12 protein-coding genes, 1 tRNA gene and 1 other RNA gene are annotated in these 13,161 nt (G+C 71.7%); 6 read left to right on the top strand and 8 right to left on the bottom strand.

What is annotated here, in order from left to right; genetic code table 11:
• Positions 1 to 70 precede the first annotated feature (70 nt).
• On the top strand, positions 71 to 322 hold the full coding sequence (locus HDA30_RS09900) for a hypothetical protein (RefSeq protein ID WP_184242094.1): 252 nt from the start codon (positions 71 to 73) through the stop codon (positions 320 to 322).
• 456 nt (positions 323 to 778) lie between these two features.
• Here HDA30_RS09900 and HDA30_RS09895 read toward each other — a convergent pair whose 3' ends face one another.
• Entirely contained in the window at positions 779 to 1,972 is a 1,194-nt protein-coding gene (locus HDA30_RS09895; protein WP_184242092.1) for an alcohol dehydrogenase catalytic domain-containing protein, read from the bottom strand.
• A gap of 159 nt (positions 1,973 to 2,131) precedes the next feature.
• On the opposite strand from HDA30_RS09895, the gene HDA30_RS09890 reads away from it, so the two are divergent.
• Positions 2,132 to 2,434 carry a hypothetical protein gene (locus HDA30_RS09890; RefSeq protein ID WP_184242090.1) on the top strand — a complete coding sequence of 101 codons (303 nt, stop codon included), beginning with the start codon at positions 2,132 to 2,134 and terminating at the stop codon, positions 2,432 to 2,434.
• A gap of 231 nt (positions 2,435 to 2,665) precedes the next feature.
• On the opposite strand, the gene HDA30_RS09885 is transcribed toward HDA30_RS09890, so the two are convergent.
• From HDA30_RS09885 to HDA30_RS09860, 6 genes are all read right to left on the bottom strand, one after another.
• Positions 2,666 to 3,433 (bottom strand): hypothetical protein, encoded by a 768-nt coding sequence (locus tag HDA30_RS09885; RefSeq protein ID WP_184242088.1) that lies wholly within the window; start codon positions 3,431 to 3,433, stop codon positions 2,666 to 2,668.
• Between the two features lie 3 nt (positions 3,434 to 3,436).
• Positions 3,437 to 4,564 carry a bifunctional DNA primase/polymerase gene (locus HDA30_RS09880; protein ID WP_184242086.1) on the bottom strand — a complete coding sequence of 376 codons (1,128 nt, stop codon included), beginning with the start codon at positions 4,562 to 4,564 and terminating at the stop codon, positions 3,437 to 3,439.
• Positions 4,561 to 4,791, bottom strand: coding sequence for a helix-turn-helix domain-containing protein (locus HDA30_RS09875; protein ID WP_221419069.1), 231 nt, complete (start codon positions 4,789 to 4,791; stop codon positions 4,561 to 4,563). The genes HDA30_RS09880 and HDA30_RS09875 overlap by 4 nt, the downstream gene beginning before the upstream one ends.
• Positions 4,792 to 4,952: 161 nt before the next feature.
• Positions 4,953 to 5,783 (bottom strand): hypothetical protein, encoded by an 831-nt coding sequence (locus HDA30_RS09870; protein WP_184242084.1) that lies wholly within the window; start codon positions 5,781 to 5,783, stop codon positions 4,953 to 4,955.
• A complete protein-coding gene (locus HDA30_RS09865; RefSeq protein WP_184242082.1) occupies positions 5,780 to 6,925 on the bottom strand; it encodes a tyrosine-type recombinase/integrase in 1,146 nt (381 codons plus the stop codon). Before HDA30_RS09865 ends, HDA30_RS09870 begins: the two co-directional genes overlap by 4 nt.
• Positions 6,926 to 7,170: 245 nt before the next feature.
• Positions 7,171 to 7,255 (bottom strand) — tRNA-Ser (locus HDA30_RS09860).
• A 105-nt stretch (positions 7,256 to 7,360) separates the two neighbouring features.
• Here HDA30_RS09860 and ffs point away from each other — a divergent pair.
• Together ffs and gluQRS are read left to right on the top strand one after the other, a co-directional pair.
• Positions 7,361 to 7,457: signal recognition particle sRNA small type (ffs, locus tag HDA30_RS09855), an RNA gene on the top strand.
• Between the two features lie 16 nt (positions 7,458 to 7,473).
• Positions 7,474 to 8,487, top strand: coding sequence for a tRNA glutamyl-Q(34) synthetase GluQRS (gluQRS, locus tag HDA30_RS09850; RefSeq protein WP_184242080.1), 1,014 nt, complete (start codon positions 7,474 to 7,476; stop codon positions 8,485 to 8,487).
• 62 nt (positions 8,488 to 8,549) lie between these two features.
• Here gluQRS and HDA30_RS09845 read toward each other — a convergent pair whose 3' ends face one another.
• Entirely contained in the window at positions 8,550 to 9,182 is a 633-nt protein-coding gene (locus HDA30_RS09845; RefSeq protein ID WP_184242078.1) for a malonic semialdehyde reductase, read from the bottom strand.
• 79 nt (positions 9,183 to 9,261) lie between these two features.
• Between HDA30_RS09845 and HDA30_RS10700 the strand changes: the two genes are divergently transcribed.
• Positions 9,262 to 12,489 carry a DNA polymerase III subunit gamma and tau gene (locus HDA30_RS10700; protein WP_184242076.1) on the top strand — a complete coding sequence of 1,076 codons (3,228 nt, stop codon included), beginning with the start codon at positions 9,262 to 9,264 and terminating at the stop codon, positions 12,487 to 12,489.
• Positions 12,490 to 12,525: 36 nt separating this feature from the next.
• Positions 12,526 to 13,128 (top strand): recombination mediator RecR, encoded by a 603-nt coding sequence (gene recR / locus HDA30_RS09835; protein ID WP_184242074.1) that lies wholly within the window; start codon positions 12,526 to 12,528, stop codon positions 13,126 to 13,128.
• The last annotated feature ends 33 nt before the right edge of the window (positions 13,129 to 13,161 follow it).

Below are 13,161 nucleotides of genomic sequence, written 5' to 3'. Positions count from 1 at the left end.
GGGTGCCCGGCGGTCGCTCAGACGCTACCGTGATGAGCGACCGCACAGGCCACGGCGCAGGAGGACCGCAATGACGCACACCGAGAAGGCATCCGCCCGGACCGCTCCGCCCGGTCGGGGGCGGACGCCCGTCTGGGTGTGGCCCGTGTTCGGAGTCTGCGTGGCCGCGCTCATCGTGGTCACGGTGATGCTCCTGGGCGATGTGGCCGGGTTCTGGGCCTCACCGCTGTCCGGCCCGGCCGCCCTGCCGATCATCGTGCTGGCCGGCCTGGGCGGGACCGTGGCGGGCCGACGCCGGGCCAGCGGCATGGCTCGCACCTGACGCGGGCCCGGGCCCGGCCCGACGACGGCCCTCCGACACGACGAAGCCCCCGGAACCAGATGGTTCCGGGGGCTTCTCTCCGCGGAGGATGGGGGAATCTCCCCCATTGTTGATCTGACTTGGGGTGATGCTCTCCAGCGTCACCGCCTAGTCAGTCAGTAGGCAGGACAACCCCCACCAGGCCCGCCCACCACGGGCCGGGCCCGCCACCGAACGGAGCACGACGATGAGCACCACGATGACCGACCGCTCGACCACAGCCCCCGCGCTCGCCGACAGGGCGACGACAGGCCCCCGGCCCATGCTGTCGATGATGGAGTCCCTAGGGCGTGTCTGACAATAGCTTTGACCACGCGATGACCGCGTTCAGCACGGCACCGCGCACCCCGCTTTGGCGGAGTGCGCGGTGCGGTGGAGAACCACCCAGACTGAGCCTGACGAAACAGGCGGCGTCGCTCAGCGGGCGATCATGCCGTGCGGGTCGATGACGAACTTCTCCACGGAGCCCTGGTCGAACTCCGCGTAGGCCTGGGGTGCCTCGTCCAGGGTGATCACGCGCGGGTTGACCAACTCCGTCAGGTACGGCATCCGGTCCCACAGGATCGACATCATCAGCTGACGGTTGTAGCGCATGATGGGCGCCTGGCCGCCGATGATGTGGGGCGACTTGATCCAGGCCTTGCCGAAGTCCACCGGGAAGGTGCCCTCCTGCTCGGCCTTCGTCTCCGCGATCGGGTCCGGCCCGTAGATGCCGATGATGCCCGTGGCACCGCCCGGACGGGTGATGTCCAGGACCTGGTTCACGGCGGCGATCGGCTGCATCTCATCGGACTCGGAGCCCAGGCCGTGGGCCTCGGAGCCGACGTAGTCCACCGCGCAGTCCACCATCGGCTCGCCGAGGATGTCGTTCACGGCGTCTTGCAGGTTCTCCGTGACGGAGAGGTCGATGGTCTCGCAGCCGTGCTTGCGCACCAGCTCCAGCCGCGAGGCGTCCTGATCGCCCACGATGATGCACGAGGCGCCCAGCAGCCGAGCGGCGGCCGCGGCGCACCGGCCCACGGGCCCGGCACCGGCGATGTAGACGGTGGAGCCGGGCTTGGCACCGGCCTCCATGAGGCCGTGGAACGCCGTCGGGAGGATGTCCGAGAGCACGGCCAGATCCAGGATCTTCTCCATCGCCTGCTCCTGGTCCGGGAAGCGCAGCAGCTGGAAGTCGGCGTACGGCACGAACAGGTACTCGGCCTGTCCGCCCTGGAAGTTGCCCAGATTGAAGCCGTAGGCGGCGCACGCCTGCTCCGGGTTGGCGGTCTCACACACCTCGGTGCGGCCGGCGCGGCAGTTGCGACAGCGGCCGCAGGCCACGTTGAACGGCACGGAGACGAGGTCGCCCTCCTGCAGGAACTGGACGTCGCTGCCGATCTCCAGCACCTGGCCGGTCATCTCGTGACCCAGCACCATGCCCTCGGGCACGGGGAAGGAGCCGCGGTAGATGTGCAGGTCGCTGCCGCAGATGTTGGTGGCGACGATCTTGAGGATGACACCGTGCGGGGCGGCGGAGCCGTCAGGCATCTCCAGCTTGGGGAAGTCCAGCTCGTCGACGCGCACGTCCTTGATGCCGTGGAATGCCACGGCGCGGTTCTTGGTGGTCATGAAACTGCTACCTTTCTGTCTCCAGCGAGGCCCCCGGCGGGGCGAGAGACGGGGCGAACCCGAGGGGGAGTCCCGGTCTCGGGCCGTACGGAGACACTAAGGGTGGGGAGACACCAGAGGGAAGGTTGGGTCTGCTGTGGTCCTGAACGCTGTGCTCGCGTGGTCCAAACGATTGTCAGACATGCCCTAGCCCTAGGGTTCACGCTGACCGCCCTTCGACCGGAGTGGGACACGCCGGAGAATCGGGCGCGCCTCACCCACTGGGGTGCAACGTGGCACTTCCCGCACGCCCGGGACTTCGCCCACGTGATGCGCGCCGCTGTCTGGTACGCAACCCACACGGTCACAGCGGAGTTCGCGGACGAGGACAACCCCGTGGGTTCCCCGGCGTATCGGAGTCCGGTGCTGTTCCCGCACGCCGGGCCGTGGTGGAACGCCACCGCACCCGCCACCGGAGCCTGAGCCCCGCCCTCACACCCGCGCAGGAGAACCCCAACGGGATGCCTGCCCCTACGGGGAGGGTCGGGCGTTTCGGGGCCGGCGAGCGCCTGCAACGCGCCGTCAGCCGCCACCATGAGGTCCGCGCCGTCGAAGTCTTGGCCGACCTCGACAACGCCATCACCCAGTAAGGACTGGATACCAATCGAGCGCAGCGGCGAGGGTGCGCTCGCGGACCAGTGTCACCCGTCGTGGTCAGGCAGCGAATATGCCCGGGTATGCAGCTCGCAACCGGGCCAACTGCTCGTTCTTCCGCTCCTGCAACATCCGGTTGTCCTCATCCTCGGCAGGGGCAGGGGCAGGGGTGCCCCACCCGGTCCACCGGCCCCTGTTGTCCATGTCGGGGGCCGGGTCCTCTGTCTCGGTGGTGAGCGTCAGTTCCCCCGAGTCACGACCGGGCGGGGCGCTGGGGCCGGTGGGAAGTGCGGCCGCCGCCCCCTTCCCTACTTGATGAAGTTCATTGGAGTGGGTGGATTCGGGGTAGTCGTCACCACTACCCACCGGGTAGTCGTCACCACTACCCACCGGGTAGTCGTCACCACTACCCATCCAGGCGGGGGTCGCCCGGTCCCGTGCTGCTCGCGGATCGCCTCTGGACACCGCGTGCCAGGTGACATCTCTCCCGTCTCCCGACACGTTCACGGGAACGTGCTCGGTGTCGGGATCAAGGTTGAGCGCGTAGACCCCGTTCGCACCCGGACGCGCATTGCCACCGGACGTGATGACTCCTTTCGTCCGCAGCTGGGCGAGGACATTCATCGTGTTGGCGCGAGCGGTGTCTCGGTTGGCTTCCCCGTGGGCGTATCCCAGGGCCACCGAGAGCGCCTTCCACCCTGCCCAGTACACCGGGGGTGTGTGGCGGTCGTGGGCCGTATTCGCCATGTAGACCGCGGCGCACTTCTCCACGGGGCTCAGGTGGGAGCCCCACAGCGTGAAAACCTTCTCCACGTTCTCCCCTCCCATGCCTCACCGCCCCCCACGCGGACGGCGGCCGTAGCCCTGGCGGGCCAGCTCGCGGGCGGCCGCGGTGTAGTCCCCACTGTGGTTCAGCAGCGCGTAGGCGGCGAACCGGTTGTAGGGGGTGCGTTCGCGGAATGGGGCGGCGTTGGTGGAGAACACGTAGAGCCGGTCCTCGGGGGTGCGCCCCGTCGTCGCGGAGGGCCCGGCGGCCGTCTCCTTGCCGGGGCGGGTCCAGTGCAGCAGGTCTCCGGCGGCGCTGTGGAGAGTCCACCCGTGGGGCTCCAGCACCTCGGCCCACGTCGTGCGGGCCGTGTAGTCGTCCCCTGCCCGGACGGCCCCGCTAGGCGGCCCCATGGGTGGCTGGGGCGGCCGCGTCGGGGTCGGCGGCGCATCGGCCGGGGTGTGCCGGTCCTGGGCGCGGAACAGGGCATGCAGGGCGTCCCGCTCGGCAGCGGTGAGCGTGGGCATGGTCTCCGGTCCCCCGGTGCCCACAGTCCAGCCGCGCCCGGACGGGTGCGCCGCTCCAGCTGACGGGGCCATGACGGCCATACCGCGAGCGCCGCGGGTCTCCACCATGACCTTCCCGGTCTCGGTGCGGGCGAGCTGGACGGAGCCGGGCACGTCCTGCCCCTCTACCCGGTAGAACCAGTGGATTCCACCGGAGGGGGAGCGTTCGCTCCACCCGTCCAGCCGGTGCAGCAGGTAGGCATTCCCGGCGCGCTGGGCGTGGGCGTAGATGGGGGCGCATAGGGCGGTGTGGGGGCCCTCTACCTCCAGCATCTCCACGTTGCCCGCCTCGGGGCCGCAGACCATCCCCAGTGCCACGTAGCGCGGAGAGGGACCGCCGAACCATCGGTCGAGGTCGGCCTCGGTGGTCCGGTGCTCGGGCCAGCGCCGGAGGGCGGGGGCCTTCGACTCGTCGGCCTTGACGGGGATCACCCGCAGCCCCGCGGCGTGCAACCGGCGGGCCCCGGTCAGCAGGTCAGCACCGGCCGCGCTCGCGGTCCTGGGAGTGCCGGCGAGCGCGGTCTCGGGGGCGCTCGCCGGTATAGTGGTGGTGTCGCCGTCGAACGACTTCATGAACGCCGCTCCCGGACTCAGGGGGCGGCGTTCTTCATGCTGGGAGTTGGTCACGCGGCATCACCGGCCCGAAGGTCCGCGAGGGAAGTCACGGGTTCACGGAGCGCGGCGAGGTCGGCCGGGTCAATGCGGATCAGCCGGGGGCCGTAGCGGTAGGCGCGCAGCTCACCGCGGGCGATCATGCGGCGCACGGTGTCCGGCGAGCAGTTCAGGGCCCGGGCTACATCGGGGATCGTCAGCTGCGCCGCGGTGACGGCCTTCATGCTGGGGTGGGCGGACATGCTGGGGTACCTCCTGGGCACGACTCTGAGCCCTTCCCCTCGGCCCCTTGACGGGATCACGTGGTTGGTGGCGAGTAGCGCCCCGGCGGAGGTGTCCGCCTAGGTGGGAGCGTGTTCTCCCTAAGCCCTTTTACGTTAGCACGGGGCCGCAGAACCTAGCACTATCCGCGGCTGTTGAGCTGGCGGAGAGCGCGGAGGGACAGTGCGGTGCAGCCCGCGGCGTGGGCAGTGTCCAGCAGGTCATAGAGCCGGGCTTCGGTCACGTCCACGCGGTAGGTGTTGCGGCCCTTGACGCTCCGTTCCTGGCGCTGGCACACCTCGCACAACAGGCCCAGTCCCTCCCGGTACATCATGGGGCGGTCCTCCCGTCTGTCCTGGGGCATGTATCGGACCTTCGGGCCGGGGGCGTGGAGGGCCGCAATCTGCCCATTCCGGGGTGCGTACTGGTACCAATAGCGGGTGTGCCGCCCGGCGTACCCATCACCCCACAGGGGGTGACAGTACGGGTCTCGCTCATTGACCGGCTTGCCCAGGTCGGCCGCAATCGTCAGAAACCACATGTAGGACAGTGCCGCTTCCCCGCCCGCTTGGACGTTGCCAGCGTGCCGGGTGATCTTCACGTCCCGCTGAGTCATTCGGTACTGAGCGTCGTGCAGTGCGTCGAGCAGGTCCGGGCGCATCTCTCCAGCAGCTTCAAGAGCCCGGTAGGCCTTGCGCATCTCCCCCGAGACGGGGGACCGCACGGCCCAGAATGTCCGCCGGTAGCAGGGGCCGCCACCGGCTACACAACCCCCCGTGCAGACCGCCGGGTCGTGGGCCCGGTCCTCCGCGAACCGGAATTGCTCTAGGCGGCCCTCGGGCACGTCCGCCAGACCGAACACGGCCACGCGGTGGCGCTCGCGGTGCCGTGGATGGTCGCAGTACAGCTCCAGCGTCTCCCGGATGAACGGGGGCCGCTCCCACCACTCTCGCGGTGCTACCTCGGCGGTCATCGTCCCGCACCTCCCATCGTGTCCGCGAGCGCGGACAGACGGCCCCGCTCGGCGTGCTGGTAAATCTCGACTGACTTGGAATCTGAGTGCCCGGCGTACGCCTTCAGCTCGGCCGTGGTGGCCCCTGCCTGGCCCAACCGGGTCAGCGCGGTGTGCCGGAGCCCGTGGAACGTGAACTCCTCCACCGGGTGCGCCCCAGCCGCCGTGCGCTCGCGGTTGAGCTGGTCCACGGCAGCCTTGAACCGCTTGCCGATGGTGTTGGGGTTGTGCAGGCGGTTTCCGGGCCCGCGTCGGGGGAACAGCAGCGCGTCGCGGTCCTCGGCGGTGTGCTCGGCCAGGTGGGCGCGGACGTCGGCGCGGATGGTCGAGGGGATGGGGATGATGCGGTGCCCGGCGGCGGACTTGGGTGTTTCCTCGCGGACGCCGGAGCCGCGGGCCTGGACCTGGGATTCGACGCGGAGCCACATCGTCCCGTTGTTGTCCTCTGTGATGTGGCGGCGGCGTACGGCCAGCACCTCCCCCAGCCGAAGGGCGGCCCATCCGGCAAGTAGGACGATGAGGCGGTCTTCCGGGTGGGGCATGAGAGCGGCCAGGCGGCGCACGTCCTCGGGGACCAGGACCTCGCGGTTGCGGGTGGGCAGGTTGGGGCGGCGCAGTCGTCGGGCAGCCAGGGGTGGCACGGGGGAGGTCAGCAGCCAGGGAGTGAAGTTACGGGGCAGGTCGGGCACGTCCCCGGTGGCGAACTTGAACAGGGCCACAACGTCCCGGTGGATACGGGCTGCGGCGTCCATTCCCTTGGACGCTTCGAGCCGGTCCAGCCATTCGGACAGTTCCACGGCGGTCACGCTGCCCACGGGCGCGTCCCCGTAGTCGGGGAGGAAATGGGCCTCCAGGTGGCGGCGGTAGGTGTAGAGGCTGCCGAGCTTGAGCCCGCGGGATTCCTGCCAGGTGAGCCACGCCTCGGCCAGCTCGCGGACGGTGCGGGCGTCGGCGTCGGCCTGGGCCTGGCGGGCGGCCTGCTCGGCCTTGATCTTCTCGCGGCGCTGAGCAGGCGGGATGAACGTGCCCCGGGCCAGCTCGCCGTAGGCAACGTGCTGGGCGGCGCGGGCATCGGCCTGGGTGGCGAACGTCCCCAGGCTCACGGTCAAGTTCTCGGTGAAGACCCTCACCCGGTACCGGCCGGAGGGGTTCACGCTGATGCCCGGGGGGAGCTTCGATTGCTTGCGCGGTGCCATACTTCCTGCCCATCTATGCCTAGTCAGTCAGTAGTCAGGATATATGCTGACTAGCGCCCCCTCATGCACACCCATGCAAAGAGGGGGACCGGCCGAAAACCGCTAGAACATGCGAAAACCCCCGCCATCACAGGGATGACGGGGGCGTAGCGCGGAGGATGGGGGATTTGAACCCCCGAGGGCGTGAACCCAACACGCGTTCCAGGCGTGCGCCATAGGCCGCTAGGCGAATCCTCCTTGGTGCGCCCTCATGCGGCGTACCGCGCAAGGGCGTGGACGACTCTACACCACCGCGCCACCTCGGGCGAATCGCCCGGTCCGCCGCCGACTGGTAGACTCTCGGACGGCCCCTCACGTGGTGTCATCTCGCTGAACTCCCCCAGGACCGGAAGGTAGCAAGGGTAGGTGGGCTCTGGCAGGTGCGTGAGGGGTCTTTGACGTCTCCAGGAGGTCCCATGCCCGCCGGCCGCTACGCCCCCTCCCCCACGGGGCGGCTGCACGTGGGGAACCTGCGCACCGCCATGCTCGCCTGGCTGGCCGCCCGCGCCTCCGGCCGCCCGTTCCTGCTGCGCATCGAGGACCTGGACCGTGTGCGCGCCGGATCTGAGGACTCCCAGCTCGCCGAACTGACGGCCCTCGGCCTCGACTGGGACGCACCTGCCGTCCGGCAGTCCGAGCGCACGGACCTCTACGACGCGGCGGTCGCGGCCCTGCGCACCGCACACGGACCGGACGCGGTGTACGAGTGCTTCTGCTCGCGCAAGGACATCGCCCAGGCCTCCTCTGCCCCGAACGGGCCGGGTCGTCTGCCCGGCCAGGCGCCGACGCCGCTGCGCCCGCCCGGGTTCTACCCGGGCACGTGCCGCACGCTCACTGAGGCCCAGCGCGAGCAGCGCCGTGCCGTCCGGCCCGCGGCGCTGCGCCTGAACGCGGCCCTCGTCGCCGGCCTGCCCGAGGGCGGCCACCCCGAGGCCCGCGCCCACGACCTGCTCACCGGGGAGGTCACCGGACTCGTGGACGACATGGTCCTGCGCCGCAACGACGGGGCCTACGCGTACAACCTGGCGGTCGTGGCCGACGACCTCGCCCAGGGCGTGGACCAGGTGGTTCGCGGTGACGATCTGCTCGACTCGACACCCCGGCAGACGTGGCTCGCGGCCGTGCTGTGCGCGGCCCGTGACGAGCCCGCCCCGCGGACCGAGCACCTGCACGTGCCGCTCGTCGTGAACGGGCAGGGTCGGCGCCTGGCCAAGCGTGACGGGGCCGTGACCCTGGAGGACCTCTCCGGGGTCGAGGACGTGCGCGAAGCAGACCCGGCGCGCCTCGAGGCGATCCGCGACGCCCTGCTGCGCTCGGCGGGACTGCCCGCGGGACCACTGCCCGCGGCGGTGCCGGCCTTCGCCGCCGCCCTCGAGGCGGGCGCCCTGCCGCGCGAGCCGTGGGTGTTCGATGCCGCGGCCTTCGCCTGAGGAGGCCGGTCGCCGACGACGGCCGCCCGCCCACCAGATCCGCGTCCGCCGGGCCGGCGGCGTCAGAGCACCTCGGCGGCCTCGTCGAACTCGAGTCGGGCCTGGCGCGGGCGTTGGGCGTCCTCGTCCGCCGGGTGCGGGGCGTGGCCGACGTTCACCACCAGCAGCGCCTTCCAGTTCTTCTGGTCGTGGAACTGCGCATCGATGCCGTCGGTGTCGACGCCGGCCATCGGACCGACCTGCAGCCCGTGCGCGCGCAGGGCCAGCAGCAGGTAACCGACCTGGATCAGCGCGTTCGTTCGCCCCATGGACTCACGCATGGCCGGCTTGGACTCGGCGTCCTCGGCGAACCCCTCGCGGAACGGGGCCAGACGGCCCATCTCGCGGTGCCAGTCCAGGTCGTAGGCCACGACGAGGGTCAGCGGCGCGGCGACGGTCTTCTCCCGATTGAACTCCATGATGTGCGGGGCCAGGCGCCGACGGGCCTCGTCAGACTCCACGACCGTGATGCGCAGCGGCTGCGAGTTCATGGCGGTCGGGGCCCAGCGCAGGTCGTCGTAGGCGCGTCGGACGACGTCGACGTCCACCTTCTCGTCGGAGAACGTGTTGGTGGTGTGGGCGCCGGAGAAGAGGACGGCGAGCGCGGCCTCGTCCAGGGTGGCGCCGATCAGGTCCGGGTTCTGTGCTGAGCTCATGCCGGAAGAACCCCGGCGTCGGCCACGGGTATTCCCCGTTCGGACGTAGCGTCGCGGTGCCGGCCGATAGGCTGGTCAGGTGAGCACCGCCCTGTATCGCCGCTACCGCCCGGACCGGTTCGAGGAGGTCATCGGGCAGGACCATGTGACCGTCCCGCTGCGGACCGCCCTGTCCAAGGACCGGGTGAACCACGCCTATCTCTTCTCCGGGCCGCGCGGCTGCGGCAAGACGACCTCGGCGCGCATCCTGGCGCGCTGCCTGAACTGCGCCCAGGGTCCGACGGCGACCCCGTGCGGGCAATGCGACTCGTGCCGGGACCTCGCGACGGGCGGGCCGGGCTCGCTCGACGTGATGGAGATCGACGCGGCGTCCCACGGCGGCGTCGAGGACGCGCGCGGGCTGCGCGAGCGGGCGACGTTCGCCCCGGTGCGCGACCGGTACAAGATCCTCATCATCGACGAGGCGCACATGGTGACGGCGGCGGGCTTCAACGCCCTGCTGAAGATCGTCGAGGAGCCGCCGGAGCACCTGAAGTTCATCTTCGCGACGACGGAGCCGGACAAGGTCATCGGCACGATCCGCTCACGCACGCACCACTACCCGTTCCGGCTGGTGCCGCCGGAGCCGCTGATCGCCTATATGGAGCAGCTGTGCGCCTCGGAGTCCACGCAGGTGGACGCCGGGGTGCTGCCGCTGGTCGTGCGGGCGGGCACCGGCTCGGTGCGCGACACCCTCTCGGTGCTGGACCAGCTGATCGCCGGCGCGGCCGAGGGGCGTGTGGACTACGACCTGGCGGTGAACCTGCTCGGGTTCACGCCGGGTGCGCTGCTGGACGATGTGATCGACGCCGTGGCCGCGGACGATCCGCCGACGGTGTTCCACGTTGTGGACCGCGTGGTGCAGTCCGGCCAGGATCCGCGCCGGTTCGTCGAGGACCTGCTCGACCGGTTCCGCGACCTCGTGATCGCCCGCGCCATGCCGGATCAGGCCTCCGTCGTGCTGCACGGAGTGCCCGAGGACCAGGTGCGTCGGCTCACCGCCCAGGCCGCCCAGCTCAGCCGCGCCGAGCTCAGCCGCCTGGCCGATGTGACGAATGAGGCGCTCTCGGAGATGGTCGGGGCGACGAGCCCGAAGCTGCACCTCGAGCTGCTCATGGCGCGCCTGCTGCTGCCGGCGGCCGACGAGACGCAGCGCGGCCTCGCCGCCCGCCTCGAGGCACTCGAGCGGCGGATCGACGCGGGTCTGATCGGGACGACCGCCGAGGGCTCTGCCGCCACGCCCCCGCGCAGCCGCACCCCCGGTGCCGCGACGGAGCAGCGCGACGGCCCGTCGCCGGTCGATGACCGCGCGGGCGGGCAGAACGGCCCGACCGACGGGGAGCTCTCGGGCGCGGCCCTGGCCCGAGCGGCCATGCGCCGCACCTCGGCCGGTCCGGCACCCGAAGACCAAGAGCACGCCGAGCAGCCGCCGGCGGAGTCCACCTCCGGCACCCCGGACGGTCCGACGAACGAGCCAACGGACGAGCCGACCGCTGAGTCGGCGTCCGGACCGACGGATGAGCCGGCCGTTGAGTCGGCGCCCGGACCGACGGATGAGCCGGCCGTTGAGTCGGCGCCCGGACCGACGACGGAGCCCGAGCCGTCCCCGGCTTCACCGGCCGCGCAGGCCCCCGCACCCCAGACCCCCGCTGCGGCGCAGGCCCCCGCACCCGAGATCCCCGGTGCGGCGCAGCCGGCAGCGGCGCAGAGCGCAAGCCAGGTCGAGAAGATGCGTCGCGCGTGGCCGGACGTGCTCACCGCCCTCGAAGACTCCTCGCGCCTGGTGTGGATGCTCGTGAAGGACAACGCATCGGTAGTCGGATTCGACGGCAGCCTGCTGACGATCGGGTTCACCCAGGACGCGCCGCGGCAGTCGCTGCTCGGCCGACAGGGCGACCGCCTTCTGGCCGAGGCCGTGCACCAGGTGCTCGGCATCCGGCCCGAGCTCGACCTGATCCTCGGCGCAGACGCCCCACGCCCCGGGGCCGCGCCCGGACCCGACGGCGGCACCCGCCCAAAAGCTGAGGGCCGCCCCGGCCAGGAGGCGGCCGCCCCGTCAGTCCCCCGGGCCGCGCAGCCGGACCCACAGCCCGAACCCGCGCCGACGCCGGAGCCTCCCGCCCCCGCCTCACCGGCATCACCTGCCGACGCCTCCGAGCCCGCGTCCGGGCCGGACCCGTCGCCGACCGCTGCGTCTCCGGAGCCGACCCCGTCCGCGGCCCCCTCACCCGACTCCTGGGGGACCCCCGCGGACGTCGCCCCGGACTGGGGTATGCCCGACGGCGGCGGCGACCCCGACCCGTGGGCGCACCTGCCCGAATACGACCCCGACTCGGACATGGAGGACTCGCCCGGCCCCGACGGCTGGCAGCCCGGGCCCGGCGAGGACACCACCGACGACACTGCGACAGCCCCGGCCCCGGCGCCACCCACCGCGGATCACGCGGCGTCAGGCCCGGATACGCCATCGCAGGAGCCCGCATGGCAGGTGCCGACGGCCGAGCAGTGGCGCCCCGGCCCGCTCGTCCCCGAGGCCGACGAGCCGGCCATCCCGTCGTTCGCGCGCCCCGAAGCCGAGCTGCGGGCGGAGTTCGCCGCCCGCTTCGGCAGCACTCGGCCGGAGGGCTTCGGCACCGCCTCATCGTCCACGGACGCCGCCGAGGACCCGGCCACGGCGCCCGCGTCGCCGGAGTCCTCCCGTCCCGCCGAGTCCGCGGCCCCCGCACCGGATGCCCAGGACGGCGCAGACTCCGACACCTCCCCTGCGCCCGCCGGCGGGAACGCACCTGAGGAACGCAACGATCCAGCGGCCCTCGTGGCGCTGGGCTCCGGGCACCCCGCCAGCCAGTTCCCGGCGCTCATGCGCCGCATCAGCGACGGCGGAGGCGCCGAACCGCCCGTGAACGCGGGCGGTCCCCACCCGTCGGATCCCGCCACCGGCGGCCGCCCCGAGCCGTCAACCCTGGCCGCGTCCCGCGACGCGACCGGCGACCGCGCGGGGGGCGCCCCGACGCCTCCGCCACTCGACCCGCGCGCCGCGTCCATCCAGGCGGCCCGCGAGGCCGCCCGCGGGCGCGGGCCGGCGACCCTGCGGACGGCCACCGGTGGGCCGGGCCGGCCCGCAGACGCCTCGGCCGCGTCCGTAGACTGGGAGGACGAGGTCGCCAGCGACGAGGACCTCACCCTCGAGGACTCCGGCCTCGTCGGCCGCGCGGTCGTCGAGCGCCTCCTCGGCGCCACGCTGCTCGAGGAGATCCCGAACGACTGACCCTCCCGACGCTCCCCCGACGACTGAAGGTGACACGTGTACGAAGGCGCTCTCCAGGAGCTCATCGACGAGTTCGGCCGCCTGCCCGGCATCGGCCCGAAGTCGGCGCAGCGCATCGCCTTCCACATCATGGAGGCCGACGCCGACGAGATGACCCGTCTCGCCGACGCCATCCGGGCCGTCAAGGACAAAGTCCATCTGTGCTCGCAGTGCTTCAACGTCTCGGAACAGGAGCTGTGCGGCATCTGCCGGGACGACCGGCGCGACGGCTCGGTGCTGTGCGTCGTCGAAGAGTCCCAGGACGTGCTCGCGATCGAGCGGACCCGCGCCTTCACCGGCAAGTACCACGTGCTCGGCGGCTCCATCAATCCGATTGCGGGGATCGGGCCCGAGCAGCTGCACATCCGCGAGCTGCTCACCCGCCTTCAGGACGAGACGATCCAGGAGGTCATCCTCGCCACCGACCCCAACCTCGAGGGCGAAGCGACCGCCACCTACCTCGGTCGCATGCTCGGGGCCACCGGCATCCGCGTCACGCGCCTGGCCTCCGGCCTGCCCGTCGGCGGCGACCTCGAATACGCGGACGAGGTGACCCTCGGCCGGGCCTTCGAGGGGCGCCGGCTGCTCTCCGGCACCTGACCCGGCTGCCGGGGCCACCCTGCCGGGGGTGAC

It is taken from the genome of Micrococcus cohnii (genome assembly GCF_014205175.1).
In the GTDB taxonomy this organism is placed as follows: domain Bacteria; phylum Actinomycetota; class Actinomycetes; order Actinomycetales; family Micrococcaceae; genus Micrococcus; species Micrococcus cohnii.
The sequence above is the reverse complement of the archived record's forward strand: the minus strand, read 5'-3'. Positions and strand labels throughout refer to the sequence as shown.

What these genes read in the sequence shown, in the direction of transcription:
- HDA30_RS09900 (WP_184242094.1), top strand. Translation starts at nt 71, where the DNA reads ATGACGCACACCGAGAAGGCATCCGCCCGGACCGCTCCGCCCGGTCGG.
- HDA30_RS09895 (WP_184242092.1), bottom strand. Translation starts at nt 1,972, where the DNA reads ATGACCACCAAGAACCGCGCCGTGGCATTCCACGGCATCAAGGACGTG.
- HDA30_RS09885 (WP_184242088.1), bottom strand. Translation starts at nt 3,433, where the DNA reads ATGGGAGGGGAGAACGTGGAGAAGGTTTTCACGCTGTGGGGCTCCCAC.
- HDA30_RS09875 (WP_221419069.1), bottom strand. Translation starts at nt 4,791, where the DNA reads ATGTCCGCCCACCCCAGCATGAAGGCCGTCACCGCGGCGCAGCTGACG.
- HDA30_RS09870 (WP_184242084.1), bottom strand. Translation starts at nt 5,783, where the DNA reads ATGACCGCCGAGGTAGCACCGCGAGAGTGGTGGGAGCGGCCCCCGTTC.
- gluQRS (WP_184242080.1), top strand. Translation starts at nt 7,474, where the DNA reads ATGCCCGCCGGCCGCTACGCCCCCTCCCCCACGGGGCGGCTGCACGTG.
- HDA30_RS09845 (WP_184242078.1), bottom strand. Translation starts at nt 9,182, where the DNA reads ATGAGCTCAGCACAGAACCCGGACCTGATCGGCGCCACCCTGGACGAG.